This window comes from Streptomyces sp. NPDC059957 (assembly GCF_042730015.1).
Taxonomy (GTDB): Bacteria; Actinomycetota; Actinomycetes; order Streptomycetales; family Streptomycetaceae; genus Streptomyces.
The window spans coordinates 37,986-51,553 of record NZ_JBHWMB010000022.1 but is presented as its reverse complement, the minus strand read 5'-3'; the positions used below and the strand labels follow the sequence as shown (position 1 = coordinate 51,553).

Genomic DNA, 13,568 nt, shown 5'->3' with positions numbered 1-13,568 from the left:
CCGGGACCCGGACTGCTGACGGTCCGGTAGATTCGGCTGTACAGCTGATCTTCAGGGGAGCGGCATGATGCCGCGTGTGCGACACGGGGGCAGTGGGTGCGGAGCGGACACGCGCAGGACCGTCGGCGGGAGGCTCTGCTGGAGTGCTGGCGTGCGATCGAGCTGTTCAGCCCGCCGACCATCCCGGCACTACCCCGCCGACGCCCCGCCGCCCGCTCCGGGCCGAGGGACGAGTACGTCATCGACCTCACCCCGGAGCCGGGCCAGACACCGCCACGCCTACCGTGGGCGCCGGACCATCCCGAGACGGGGGCACGGCGGGCACCGTACGGCCGGATGTGGCGGCACGAGGTCTACTGCGGTGTCTTCGACCTGGAGCTGCTCCGCCAGGCGATGATCGCGGTACTGCCCGCGGGGACCGATCCCGATCCCGGCGTGCCGCAGAGCGAGCTGGTGCTGTCGGGCCAGAGCGCGATGTTCGCACTGGTCCTGGACGACGGGGGCCGACCGCTCGAGGACACGTCCGTGATCTCCGCATGCGGCTGGGCGACGGGGCGTCTGTTCGATCCGGGGCCGTCCGCAGCGGGGTGGCTGGACGGCTTCGAGGAACTCAACGAAGCGTTCGGCACTGCGATCGACGAGCTCACGGCCACCACGATCCCATACGGCCCCACCACCACGGCCGCCGGAACGACGTACGAGCCGTGGCCCGACTCAGGGGGTGTGGCGGGAACGCCGGCCGGCGGGGGGAGCTGGCAGCGGCTGCTCGCCCAAATCCTGGGCGGCGCGGCCGTCGGCGCGGTCGGGGCCCTGTTCGGCGAGGTCGCCGGCGCCGCCCTGCAGGGCGCGGCGGAACCCCTGGTTCGCCGTGCCGCGGACTGGGTCGCGGCCCGCCGGCCCGCCGAGGAGCAGGCCGAATCCGGGCGGCCGGACGGCACCGAGGGCGTTCCCGAGAGGGCGTCGGCCGACGGTCCGAACACGCCGCCGGAGGCGGAGTCCGGGGCCGACGCCGGTCCCCGTGCGCTCGGGTTCGCCGATCTGGTCGCCCTGACCGCCCAGATCGCCGACCTGTGCGGGGTACGGGACCACCTGCGGCCAAGGGTGGTCCGGGTACGCAGCAGGCTGGTCCACCGGCCGCGGGACCCGCGGACGAAGGTCGCCGCCACAGCGCCGTTCCTCAACAGTCTTCTCCCGCCGGATCTGGCCCGGGTGTCCGCGGCCGTCGGAAAAGGGATCGGCCCGGCGCTGGAGGCGTACCTGACCGAGCTCGACTCCGTCGCCGTGGGGGCGCGGACGGATGTGCGCGGGGAACGCGAGGTCGTCCTGGAAGGGGTGGCTCCGGACCTTGTTCCGGCCGGCCGCTGGCCTGCGCCGGCACGGTTCCCGCTCGCGCTGAGCCAACAGTTCGCGGTCGACCGCATGCTCGCCGACCGGGCCGGAACCGAGGGCGGGATGTTCTCCGTGAACGGCCCGCCGGGCACGGGCAAGACCACGATGCTGCGCGACCTGGTCGCCGCACTGGTCGTCGAGCGGGCGGCGGTGCTGGCCACGTTCGACCGGCCCGGGAAGGCGTTCACCGGTCCGGCGTGGCACGGCAGGGACCGCCAGGGCAGGCATCCCCGGTTCGTGTCGCGGCTCGACCAGCGGCTGACCGGGTTCGAGATCGTGGTCGCCTCCTCCAACAACGGCGCCGTGGAGAACATCACCGCCGAACTGCCCGGCATGGGCGCGCTCGGCGAGCACTGGCATGACGGCCCCGACCACTTCTCCGACCTCGCCTCCGCGCTCCTGGGCGGGCCGGCCTGGGGTCTGGTCGCGGCGGTGCTCGGCAACAAGTCCAACCGCAAGGAGTTCGGAAACCGGTTCTGGTGGGGCCAGCTGCCAGAGAAGGAGACCGAGGCCCGCTCCGACGCGGGACTGCCACCGCTGCGCGGCATGGAGAACATCCTGCGCGACTGGATTCCGCCCAAGCCCCCGACCGCCGGCCGGCGCCCGGTCGTCCCTGCGGGCCAGGCCCCGGCTGCGATGGCCGGGCCCGCCCAACCCGTGCCCTCGTGGACCGATGCCGTCACGGCGTTCCGCAGCGCCCAGGCCGAGGTCGAGCGGCTGCGCGCCGGGCGCGCCCGGCTGGCCGGGGCCCTGGAGACCGTCGAGTCCCCGTCGGCCGGGCAGCGGATCGCGGACCTGGAGGCCGCCGTGTCCCGGGCCGACCAGCAGGCCGCCGCCGCCACGACGGTCCTGGACCGGGCTGCCGCCGCCACCATCACCGCCCGGACGGCCACGGCGATGGCCGAGGCCGGACACGGGACGGCCTCCGAGCACGTACCGCGGGCCCGCCAGGAGCTGGCCACCGCCCGCGCGGACCTCTCGGCCGCCCGTGAAGTGGCCGCGCACCACCGTGAGTACGTGACCGCGCTCACCGCCCGCCACGACACGCCCCCGGCTGTCGAGCGGGGCCTGCGCGGCGGGCTGCGCCGCCTGCTGCAGAGCTCGGCCGAGCGGCAGGCCGCCGAACGACAGCAGGAGCACACCCAGGCCGAGATCGCGCACCTGCTCGTCCAGCAGCGCGCCGCGCTCGAGGACTCCGTGGAGCAGGTCGCCGCGGCCGTGCGCGCCGAGTCCCTGGCCGCCGGCCGGCACACCGGGTCCGCCGCCGCCGTCGACGAGGCCGCCGCCGGCCTCACCGCCGCCCTCGACCACGAACGGGCCGCGAGCGCGCGGGAGGCCGCGGCAGCCGCCGCCCTTCGGCACGCCCGGTGGGTCGCCGACTCGTCCCGCCGCGACCTGCGGGCCGCCGTGGCCGAACTCGACGGCCGCCACCGCGAACTGCGGGAGGCGGCCCTGACGCTGCCGTCGCTGCCGCTCGGCTGGTCGCACCTCGACGAAGCCGACCAGGAACTCGGCTCGCCCTGGTCCGACGAGGCATGGTCCACCGCCCGCAGCGACCTGTTCCTGCGCGCCCTCGACCTGCACCGCGCCTTCGTCGCCGGCGCCGCGAAGAAGGTCCGCGGCAACCTCCAGGTCCTCATGGAACTGATGGCCGGCACCAACGGGCCCGTACCCGACGAGGAGGTCGAGCGCGCCTGGCAGACCCTCTTCCTCCTGGTGCCCGTCGTTTCGACCACCTTCTCCTCCGTCGGCAGCATGTTCGCCCGCCTCGGCCGGGAGTCGATCGGCTGGGTCCTCGTCGACGAGGCCGGGCAGGCCACCCCGCAGGCCGCCGCCGGCGCGCTGTGGCGCGCCCGCCGTGCCGTTCTGGTCGGTGATCCGCTCCAGCTCGAACCCGTTGTCACCATGCCCACGGCCCTGCAGCGCCGGCTGCTGCGCGCCTACGGAGTCAACGAGCACTGGCTGCCCTCGGCCACCTCGGCCCAGGCCGTCGCCGACCGGACCAACCGCTATGGCACCTACCTGCCCGCCCCGGACACCGAGGACGAGCACGTCTGGGTGGGCTCGCCGCTGCGCGTGCACCGCCGCTGCGAAGAGCCGATGTTCACGGTCAGCAACGAGGTCGCGTACGGCGGCCTCATGGTCTACGGCACGGCACCCAAGGCGTTCCCTGATGCGGAACGGGACGGCCTGCTCCCCAGCCGCTGGCTCAACACCGACGACCCGGGCCGCCCCTCCGAGGCCCCGTGGGGCGACCGTGACCGCCGAGCCTTCGAGTTCGTCCTCGACCACTTGCACCGGCACGACGTCGACATCGAGCGCGTACGCATCATCGCCCCCTTCCGGGCCCTCGTCGCCGAATGCCAGAAGATCTGTCGCGGCCGTGAAGGCTGGACGTCCGAACTGATCGACGAGCGCTGCGCCACCGTCCACCGGGCCCAGGGCAAGGAAGCCGATGTCGTCGTCCTCGTGCTCGGCGGCGGCCGCCCCGGCGCCCGCGACTGGGCGGCCCGCACCCCGCACCTCCTCAACGTCGCCGCGAGCCGCGCCAAACGCCGCCTCTACGTCATCGGCGAGCGCGGCCTGTGGGCCCCGCTCCCCCACTTCGACGTCCTCGCCTCCCAGCTGACAGAGTTCCACCACCTCCGCGACCGCACCACATGGCCGCCGGACACGGAATGACCACCGACGGGGCCGGCAGGGCGGAGGGCTACACGCCGTGAAGGACAGCGAACCGGCACCAAACCAGCAGGGGATCCGGAAGGTGGCCGCGACCGGTTCGTCGACCGTTCCCGACGGCCCGAGGCCGCGGCGCAGGCGCGCACAACCGCCCGTCGCCGGACCTCGCCGATCGTCCGTTTCCGAACGTCCCGCCCGGACCCCCGGACCCCGGACCTCGCCTACTGGCGGTACCCGCTCAGGAAGCGGCCGATCCGGCTGATCGCCGCGTCCAGGTCGTCGGCGTACGGCAGGGTCAGGATCCGGAAGTGGTCGGGGCGGGGCCAGTTGAAGCCCGTGCCCTGGACGACCTGGATCTTCTCCCGCAGCAGCAGGTCGAGCACGAACCGCTCGTCGTCGTGGATCGGGTGCACCTTGGGGTCGATGCGCGGGAACGCGTACAGCGCGCCCTTCGGCTTCACACAGGACACGCCGGGGATCTCGTTCAGCTTCTCCCAGGCGCGGTCGCGCTGTTCGAGGAGGCGCCCGCCGGGGGCGGTCAGCTCCTTGATGGACTGGCGTCCGCCGAGCGCGGCCTGGATGGCGTACTGGGCCGGGGCGTTGGGGCACAGCCGCATGGAGGCGAGCATGGTCAGCCCCTCCAGGTAGCTGCGCGCGTGCTGCCGGGGGCCGCTCACCACCAGCCAGCCGGACCGGAACCCCGCCACCCGGTAGGTCTTCGAGAGCCCGCAGAAGGTGAGGACGACCAGGTCGGGGGCGAGGACGGCGGCGTGGTGGTGGACCTCGTCGTCGTACAGGATCTGGTCGTAGATCTCGTCGGCGAAGACCATCAGACCGTGGCGGCGGGCGAGTTCGAGGATGCCCTCCAGGATCTCCCGGGGGTAGACGGCGCCCGTGGGGTTGTTCGGGTTGATGATGACCACGGCCTTCGTGCGGTCCGTGATCTTGGACGCCATGTCGTCGAGGTCCGGGTACCAGTCGGCGGACTCGTCGCAGACGTAGTGCACGGCCTTGCCGCCCGCGAGGGTGGTCACGGCGGTCCAGAGCGGGAAGTCGGGGGCGGGGATGAGGACCTCGTCCCCGTCCTCCAGCAGTGCCTGGACGGCCATGGAGACCAGCTCGGAGACGCCGTTGCCGAGGAAGACGTCGTCCACCGTCACATCGGTCAGGCCGATCGCCTGGTAGCGCTGGACGACGGCCCGGCGGGCGGAGAGCACCCCGCGCGCGTCGGTGTACCCGTGGGCCCGGGGGAGCATCCGGATCATGTCCTGAACGATCTCCTCCGGCGCCTCGAAGCCGAAGGCGGCCGGGTTGCCGGTGTTGAGCCGCAGCACGCTGTGGCCCGCCTCCTCCAGCGCGTTGGCGTGCTCGATCACCGGGCCCCGGATCTCGTAGCAGACCTCGCTGAGCTTGCTCGACTGCCTGAACTCCATGCCGTGCCCTCCCTGTTCCCGCTGTTCCCGCTGTTCCCGCACTCCGGACTACCTGCTTGGTTTTACCAAGTAGAAGCTTGGAAAGTCCAACACCCTGTCTAGACTCGCTGCATGTCACCTCGTCAGCCACGCCGCCGAAGCTACGACCAGTACTGCGCCTCGGCCCGCGCCCTGGACGCGGTAGGGGACCGATGGACCCTGCTGATCGTCCGGGAGCTGCTGGCCGGCCCCCGCCGGTACACCGACCTCCACGCCGACCTGCCGGGCGTCTCCACGGACGTACTGGCCGGCCGGCTCAAGGACATGGAGGCGCAGGGCCTGGCGACCCGCCGCAAGCTGCCACCGCCGGCGCCCGCGACCGTGTACGAGCTGACCTCACGCGGCGCCGAACTACTACCCGTGCTCACGGCACTCGCCGAATGGGGCGCCCCCGACCTCGCCGAACGCCGCCCCACCGACGCGCTGCGCGCGCACTGGTACGCCCTCCCCCTGCTACGCCGCCTCCCGGCGACCGGGGGACCGGCCGTGGTCGACGTGGTCCTCGACGAGGGCGTGTTCCACGTCCGCCTCGGCCCGACCCGGGGGGACGTGCCCGTCTACGGGGACGGGCCCGCCGACGCGGCGGACGCACGCCTCGTACTCGACGCCGACACCTGCCGGGAGCTCGGCGAGGGCGCGCTCGGCGTGGCACAGGCCGTCAGAGCAGGCCGCCTCCAGGTGCACGGCGAGGGCCCGGTGGCCGCCGCGCTGCGCGGGGACTGACCGCGCAGCTCTAGTACTGCAAGCCGGTAGCGCGTGAAGGTCGGGCTGGAAGCCGCCCCCTGCCCCTGCCGAGGGCCCGCGCCGCGTCACGAAGCGGTACGGCACGTCCCCCGGCCCGATCCGCGCAGGGTGCCCCCGGCGGCGCCCGCGGGCGGGAGCTCGCGACGCCCGCGCAGCGGGGAGACCAGAGTCGGGACGGAGGCCAGGCAGAGCAGGGCTCCGCCTGACCAGAGGGCCGCGCCGGGAGACCCGTAGGAACCGATGGCACCGGCCAGGGCGGCGCCGAGGGCCATGGCCCCGGTGAGGACGAAGCGGAAGGTGGCGTTCATACGGCCGAGCAGGGTATCCGGGGTCAGGCGCTGGCGAAGGCTCACTCCGAGGACGTTGCCCGTCCCCGTCCTGACGGCGAAGAGGAACCATCCGGCACCCGCCACCCACAACCAGATGCCCCGGTCCATCAGGGGTACCAGGAGTCCCGTCGGGGCGAGGCAGGCGTCCGCGAGGACCAGCGCCCGCCCATGCCCGAACCGGTCGGCGAGCCGGCGTGCGCAGCGGGCTCCGACCAGCAGGCCGACTCCTCCGACCGCCCAGAACAGGCCCAGTGCGCCTGCGGACAGACCGAGTTCGCGGGTGAAGACGACGGGCAGCATCGTGTTCACCATGACCGTCCCGAGGTTGCCGAGTGCCCCGGTGAGCGCGAGGGCGCGCAGTTCCCCGTGGCGCAGGACGTGCCGCAGGCCCTCGGCGATCCGGGCGCGCAGGCTCGGGCCCCGGCGGGGGCCGTCGGCCATGCCCGGGATGTCAGCGGCATCGCCGCGTTCCATGCGGATCAGCCGGAGCCCGGATCCCAGGTGGCCCACCGCCGCGCACACCAGAGCGACCGGTGCGCCGAGGAGCTGGACGAGCGCGCCCCCCGCGCCCCGGCCCGCGACGTTGCCCGCGGCCATCAAGCTCACCATGGCGGAGTTGGCCGGGACCAGGGCCTCGGGGCGGACCAGCTGCGGCAGGGCGCTCTGCGCGGCCACGTCGGAGAAGACGGTCGCAACCCCGCTCAGGAACACCGCCGCGCAGAGCCCTTCGAAGGTCAGGACGTCCCACCACCAGGCCAGCGGGATCCCGGCGAGCAGGATGCCGCGCAGCAGGTCCGCGGCGACCAGGACCGTACGGGGCCGTACGCGGTCGACCCATGCCCCCGCCGGCAGGCCGATGAGGAGGAACGCCGCCGTGCCCAGGGCGGCCAGCACCCCGACCTGCCCGGGGCCCGCGTCAAGGGCGAGTACGGCGATCAGCGGGATGGTGACGTAGGAGACGTTCGTGCCGAGAACGCCGAGAACTGATGCGGAGAAGAGCACGCGGAAGCCGCCCGATCGCCACGGGGAGTGCGCGTCGGCGGTCGCGGGGAGGTGTCTGGGCATGCCCGTTACGGTGCCGGTCACCGCAGCTCCGACCCAATGTTTTAGCCTGTCCTAAATCCATGGCGCACGGTCGGCCTCCAGGGCCTTCCAGGGAGGAGGGCGCCCGGTGCTCGAGATCGAGTTCTCGGCCGAGGACGTCGCACGGACCCGCTTCGCCATCTCGCCGCTCTGGGAGGTCGTCGCGGGGGTACGGATCCTGTCCGGCGCCGACGAGCAGGTGCTGCACCGCCGGTGGGCCGGGCAGGCACGCGACCGGATCGCGGCCGCACGGCTCGATCTGAGCCCGCTGACCGCGCTGGTGCCGGTGACGGCCACCTCCGTCCCCGGGTTCCTCTGCCCTCCGCCCAGCACGTCCGGCCCGTCGCTCGGCGTGGAGCTGGCCGCCCTGCGCGCCACCCCGCCCGAACGGCTGCGCGCCTCCGCGCCCGAGGCGCAGGCCGGCATCGAGGCACTGCGCGCGGATCCCGGGCGCGGGCTCGGGCGCCTCTCCGATGCCATCGCCGCGTTCTGGGAGCTCGCGATGGCCCCGTACTGGCCCCGCATCCAGATGCACTTGGAGGCCGACATCCACTACCGGGCCCGCCGTTTCGCCGAGGACGGCACGCACAGCCTCTTCGAGGACTTCGCACCCCAACTGGCCTGGTCGTCAGGGACTTTGAAGGTCGAGCACCGCTTCCTGCGGGGCGTGCGACGACTCGACGGACGAGGGCTGCTGCTCGTGCCGTCGGCGTTCGTGTGGCCGCGGGTCTTCGCGACGACGGACGCCGTGTACCAGCCGACGCTACGGTATCCGCCGCGCGGCATCGGCACGCTGTGGGGGGCCCCGCCGGGATCGGCCTCCGCGGCCCTGTCCCGGGTGCTCGGGCGCTCCCGGGCGCGGCTCCTCGCGGAGCTCACCGCACCCACCGCGACGACCGAACTGGCCCGGCGCACCGGCCTCACCGCCGGCGCGGTGTCCCAGCACCTCGGAGCGCTCCGCGCCGCCGGTCTGGTGTCGGCGCACCGGGCGGGGCGGGTCGTGCTCTACTCACGGACGGGTGTGGCGGAGGAACTCCTCACGGGCGCCGGCCGGTAGCCCCCACCGCCGACCAGCACCCGTTCAACACGTCCTGCACTGGTCCCAGTGGCGCCGCCAACGACAACACCAAGCCCGCGTCAGCCACTACAAACGACGCGGCCACACACCACCGGAAACTGCCCAACCATTCAGCAGCACTCGGATGCGATCGGCGAGGTCGACTGGACGATCGTCTGCGTCGACTCGACGATCGTGCGGGCCCACCAGCACGCCGCCGGAGCCTGAAAAGAGGCCCCGACGGCGTGTCCGTACGTCGTACAGCTAGGCCACGGCCCCGGTCCCGAGCGTGCCGGGGCCGATGGCAGCCCGCAGAACGTGGGCGATCTCCTCGGGCTTGAGGTCGATACAGTCCAGCCCGTCCACGGTCAACGGGATCTCCTCGATCGCGTATTCGCCACGACCCTCGGCACTGAACTCGGGGCCGGTGCGGTCCTCGAAGGACCACGTCGTGATGCGGGCGAGGTAGAAGAGCTGACGCTCGTCTTCGGACTCCATCGTGTGCAGGAGACGGACGATGTCGGCCTTCCCCGCGATCTCCTCGTGGATCTCCCGGTGGAGAGCGGCCTCCCGGGACGCGTCGCTCTCCTCGACCCCGCCGCCGGGCAGCACCCAGTACACGGGGATTCCGGGCCTGGTGCGGCGGATGACCAGCATCGTGTCGTCCGCGGTGACGAGGACGGCTCGGACTCGTTCGATCATTTCGCTCTGTCTCCTTGCTTGTTGACGTCTCAGTGCAGCAGCCAGCCGCCATCGACGTGGACGAATTACCCGGTGGCGCGGACGAGATCAGCCATGGTCTGTACGGCGGTCGGGGCGGTCAGGTCGGCGTTCGCCGCGATGTCGGGGCTTCCGTCGCGCTCGAAGGCGGCGAGGAGGGCATGGGCGTCGGGGTCCTGGCCGAGGTGGTTGACGGCGACGGTGTCGCCGCCGGTGACGAGGGCGTTGCGGCCCTGGAGGGGGATCTCAAGCAGGGGCAGGGACATGGCTGCTCCGTTCACCGGGGCTGGGGTGAGGTGCCTGTGTGGTGGTGAGGAACGTGCCGAGGGTCGTGAGCGGGCCCTGGCTTTCAGCGAGCTTGATCAGCACGAGCAGGAGGTCGTGGCCGGTCAGCCGGGCTGCCGGGATGACGCCGAGGATGCGCAGGGCGAGGAAGGCGTGGATCTCCTCCAGGGCGGTGCCGCCCTCGCCCCGGAAACCGCCCAGGGCCCGGGTGATGGCCGCACGGCGGCCGGGGCCGGTGTTCCAGGAGTTGGACCGGCGAGCAGCCGCTCGGCGGCCCCGGCCCGGTGCGCGGCGCGCTCGAACCGGCGGAGGCCGCGAGCGGGGAAGGACGCGGGGCCCTCGACGCCTGTCACACCGTGGACATACCGGCGACCTTCGACCACGCACGAGGCCCTCTTGCCGGCTTCTTGTTCGGCGGCAAGGGCCCCTCCGAAGACTTCACGCGCTTGTCCGAACAGCTCCGTTCCTCCTGGGTCTCCTTCGCCGCCTCGGGGGATCCCGGCTGGGCCCCCTTCACAACGGATCGGCCGACGGCTCACCTGTTGTGACACCGACCCGTCGGTCGTCGAGGACCCGCTCCCGGCATCCCGCCGAATCTGGCACGCGGAGTCGGGGCTCTGACGGGGCGGGGCGGATCGAGGTCGGTGGCGCGCGGTTCTCACCGCCCCGCCCCGGCGCGCCCCCGCCTCGGCGCCCGTCAGAGGTGCTGGATGACGGCGGAGGTGAATTCGGCGGTGGAGGCACGGCCGCCGAGGTCTCGCGTCCGCACCGCGGTGGTGGCCAGGACGCGGGCGATGGCGTCGGTGACGTCAGCGGCGGCCTCGGGGTGGCCGAGGTGGTCGAGCATCATGCCGGCGGACCAGATCGCGCCGATCGGATTGGCGACGCCCTGCCCGGCGATGTCCGGAGCCGATCCGTGGACCGGTTCGAACATGGACGGGTACTCGCCCTCCGGGTTGAGGTTGGCGGACGGAGCGATGCCGATACCGCCGGCCACCGCCGCCGCCAGGTCGCTGAGGATGTCCCCGAAGAGGTTGGAGGCGACAACGACGTCGAAGCGCGCGGGATCGAGGACGAACTTCGCGGCCAGCGCGTCGATGTGCTCCTGATCCCAGGCCACCGTGGGGTGCTCGGCGGAACGCTCGGCCACCAGCTCGTCCCAGAACGGCATCGTGTGCACGATGCCGTTGGACTTCGTCGCCGACGTGAGGCGGCCGCCGCGCCGCTCGGCGAGGGAGAAGGCGAAGTCCAGGACCCGGGTCACTCCCCTGCGCGTGAACACGGCCTGCTGCACCGCCATTTCATCGGCGCCTCCGCGGTTCATCCGACCGCCGATCTCGCTGTACTCACCCTCGGTGTTCTCCCGGACGACCGCGAAGTCCACCTCGCCGGACACGGCGGCGCGCACCGGGCTGGGAAGGCCGTCGAACACGCGGATCGGCCGGAGGTTGACGTACTGTCCGAAGGCCCGGCGAATCGGGATGAGCAACCCCCACAGGGAGATGGGGTCCGGCACGCCCGGGTAGCCGACCGCGCCGAGAAGGATCGCGTCATGACGGCGGAGCTGCTCCAGGCCGTCCTCGGGAATCATCGAGCCGAGTCGCAGGTACCGCTCGCAGGACCAGTCGAATCGCTCGTAGGTGAAGGTGATGCCGTGACGCTGCCCGACCGTGTCGAGGACCTCCCGTGCCGCCGGGAGGACTTCGGTGCCGATGCCGTCACCGGGTATGAGGGCGATGCTGTGGTTCGTCATGGCTCGAATTCCAGCAATCGGGCGCCCTCCGGGTCCAACACGTATCCCCGATGCCCCTCATAGGCTGTCCCTATGGGCCGGCGGGACGGCTATGTCCAGGAAGGCGCGGGCAGCCGGCGTCGGCTGCTCCTTGCGGCTGACCAGGATGTTGTGCTGGAGGGAGGCCGGCTCCAGGTCGAGGACGAGGGCTCCGGCCCGCTCGGACAGATCGGCCCAGGATGCCGTCACCACCGCCAGTCCGACACCCGCGAGCACCAGGGGCAGGAAGGCCATGCGGTGTTCGCTCTCCACCGCGATGCGGACGTCGATGCCCTGCGCCTTCAGGTCGTCGACGTAAGCCCGGATCCCGGTCCCCCGCTGCCCGACGATCAGCCGGTGCCCTTCGAGCTGTTCGCGTCGAACAGCCCGTCCGGCCGGGAAGGGGCCGTCCGTCGGAGTGACCAGGACGAGCCGGTCGTCTCCGACATGGTGCGGGACGACGTCCCGACTCGCCAGTGGCGACGAGGTGGTCAGCAGTCCGAGCTCGCAGCCTCCGGTGCGCACCATCTCGACCACGGCCTCGCGGGTGAGGGCTACGCGCAGGCTGAGCGACACCGCCGGAAAGCGCTCGGTGAAGCGTTGGACCATGGTGCTCAGGGGTTCGACCGTGGGCGACGCCATCGCAGCGATCTCCAGGCGCCCGCCGCGTAGTTCACGGACGGCACCGACGCTCGCTCTGGCGAGCTCCAGGGCGTGCAGGGCTTCACGTGCCCGGGGAACCAGTGCGGTACCGGCCTCGGTCAGGACCACCTTCCTGCCCATCCGGTGGAACAGGCTGCTGCCGAGATCGCGTTCCAGTGCCTGGATGGCCTGCGACAGGGACGGCTGCGACACGTAGAGGGCCGCAGCCGCGCGGTTGAAGCCGCCCTGGTCCACGATGGCAAGCAAGTACGTCAGCTGCCTGAAGTCCACGGTCAGCGCAGGTCTTCCGCAACGAACCGCACGGTCCCGTCGCCACCGCGCCGGAGCAGGCCGGCCACGGGAACGGGCAGCTCCGCTGCCAGCACTTTGTGGATCGTCGTCGCACCGATGCGCCACGTTGCCATGCGAGCCTCCCCTTGATGGTGGATCGAAGAATATTGACGCTCGCCATAAAAACGCAATATCGTGAGGTTGTCCAAGATCCTCGATCCCGGTCCGGAAGGACGCACTGCCATGGGCCCCACTCAGGACCGCGCTGCTCCCGTCGTGAACACGCGCTCGGGCGCGATCCGCGGCGTCGTCGAAGGCGACCTGGCAGTGTTCAAGGGCGTTCCGTACGCGGAGCCGCCCGTCGGGCCCCTGCGGTGGTGCCCCGCACAGCCGCATCCGGGATGGACCGGCACCCTCGACGCGACGGCGTACGGCCCCGGTTCCCCACAGGCCGTCCGCGAGGGCGACCCGATACTCGGCGGCCACGGCGTCCCGCCCTTCGACGAGGACTGTCTGACGCTCAACGTGTGGACCCCCGGCACCGACGACGCCCGCCGTCCCGTCCTCGTCTGGATCCACGGCGGCGCCTTCATCTCCGGGTCCGGCGCGATGCCCAACTACTCCGGCGAGACCTTCGCGCTCCACGGCGACCTGGTGGTGGTGAACCTCAACTACCGACTCGGGCCGCTCGGCCTGCTGTCCCTCGCGCCGGACGACGGCGCCGAGGGCGGCAGCAACGTCTGGCTCACCGACCAACTCGCCGCGCTGCGTTGGGTCCAGGACAACATCGCCGCCTTCGGCGGGGATCCCTGCAACGTCACCGTCGCCGGCCAGTCCGCCGGCGCCCTTTCCACCGCGGCGCTCGCGGCCCACGCAGGTGGCGGCCGTCTCTTCCACCGGGCCATCCTGCAGAGCGTCCCGCTCGCCATGCCCCTCGCCACGCCTGCCGAGTCGCTGGCCCGCACCGCCGCCTATCTGGAGATCGTCGGCGCCGAGGACGAGGACGAACTGCGCACGGTGCCGTGGCCTCGCCTGGTCGAGGCCACCGCCGGAATCCTTGCGGCAACCACGGAATGGGGACAACGGAACACACCATCCGTGCCGGT

At 72.4% G+C, this 13,568-nt stretch carries 11 protein-coding genes and 1 pseudogene; 5 read left to right on the top strand and 7 right to left on the bottom strand.

Annotated features, from left to right (window positions below; all coding sequences use genetic code 11):
* Positions 1 to 96: 96 nt before the first annotated feature.
* Positions 97 to 4,071 (top strand): AAA domain-containing protein, encoded by a 3,975-nt coding sequence (locus ACFWBW_RS17150; RefSeq protein ID WP_385373202.1) that lies wholly within the window; start codon positions 97 to 99, stop codon positions 4,069 to 4,071.
* 218 nt (positions 4,072 to 4,289) lie between these two features.
* Here ACFWBW_RS17150 and ACFWBW_RS17145 read toward each other — a convergent pair whose 3' ends face one another.
* Entirely contained in the window at positions 4,290 to 5,501 is a 1,212-nt protein-coding gene (locus ACFWBW_RS17145) for a pyridoxal phosphate-dependent aminotransferase (RefSeq protein WP_385373200.1), read from the bottom strand.
* Positions 5,502 to 5,612: 111 nt separating this feature from the next.
* Between ACFWBW_RS17145 and ACFWBW_RS17140 the strand changes: the two genes are divergently transcribed.
* Positions 5,613 to 6,263 carry a winged helix-turn-helix transcriptional regulator gene (locus tag ACFWBW_RS17140; protein WP_385373198.1) on the top strand — a complete coding sequence of 217 codons (651 nt, stop codon included), beginning with the start codon at positions 5,613 to 5,615 and terminating at the stop codon, positions 6,261 to 6,263.
* Between the two features lie 86 nt (positions 6,264 to 6,349).
* Here the strand turns inward: ACFWBW_RS17140 and ACFWBW_RS17135 are convergent, their stop codons facing one another.
* Positions 6,350 to 7,678, bottom strand: a complete 1,329-nt coding sequence (locus ACFWBW_RS17135) for an MFS transporter (protein ID WP_385373196.1) — start codon at positions 7,676 to 7,678, stop codon at positions 6,350 to 6,352.
* A gap of 106 nt (positions 7,679 to 7,784) precedes the next feature.
* Between ACFWBW_RS17135 and ACFWBW_RS17130 the strand changes: the two genes are divergently transcribed.
* Positions 7,785 to 8,753, top strand: a complete 969-nt coding sequence (locus ACFWBW_RS17130; protein WP_385373194.1) for an ArsR/SmtB family transcription factor — start codon at positions 7,785 to 7,787, stop codon at positions 8,751 to 8,753.
* A gap of 129 nt (positions 8,754 to 8,882) precedes the next feature.
* A pseudogene (locus ACFWBW_RS17125) lies at positions 8,883 to 8,978 on the top strand (IS5/IS1182 family transposase); the annotation flags it as partial.
* A gap of 39 nt (positions 8,979 to 9,017) precedes the next feature.
* On the opposite strand, the gene ACFWBW_RS17120 reads toward ACFWBW_RS17125, so the two are convergent.
* From ACFWBW_RS17120 to ACFWBW_RS17100, 5 genes are all read right to left on the bottom strand, one after another.
* Positions 9,018 to 9,455, bottom strand: a complete 438-nt coding sequence (locus tag ACFWBW_RS17120) for an NUDIX domain-containing protein (RefSeq protein ID WP_385373192.1) — start codon at positions 9,453 to 9,455, stop codon at positions 9,018 to 9,020.
* Positions 9,456 to 9,520: 65 nt separating this feature from the next.
* Positions 9,521 to 9,739, bottom strand: a complete 219-nt coding sequence (locus ACFWBW_RS17115; RefSeq protein ID WP_385373189.1) for a hypothetical protein — start codon at positions 9,737 to 9,739, stop codon at positions 9,521 to 9,523.
* Between the two features lie 716 nt (positions 9,740 to 10,455).
* Entirely contained in the window at positions 10,456 to 11,511 is a 1,056-nt protein-coding gene (locus ACFWBW_RS17110) for a tartrate dehydrogenase (protein WP_385373187.1), read from the bottom strand.
* Between the two features lie 57 nt (positions 11,512 to 11,568).
* On the bottom strand, positions 11,569 to 12,462 hold the full coding sequence (locus tag ACFWBW_RS17105) for a LysR family transcriptional regulator (protein ID WP_385373185.1): 894 nt from the start codon (positions 12,460 to 12,462) through the stop codon (positions 11,569 to 11,571).
* Positions 12,463 to 12,464: 2 nt separating this feature from the next.
* A complete protein-coding gene (locus ACFWBW_RS17100; RefSeq protein ID WP_385373183.1) occupies positions 12,465 to 12,671 on the bottom strand; it encodes a hypothetical protein in 207 nt (68 codons plus the stop codon).
* A 34-nt stretch (positions 12,672 to 12,705) separates the two neighbouring features.
* On the opposite strand from ACFWBW_RS17100, the gene ACFWBW_RS17095 reads away from it, so the two are divergent.
* The coding region (locus ACFWBW_RS17095; RefSeq protein WP_385373181.1) for a carboxylesterase family protein at positions 12,706 to 13,568 on the top strand (863 nt) is incomplete at its 3' end.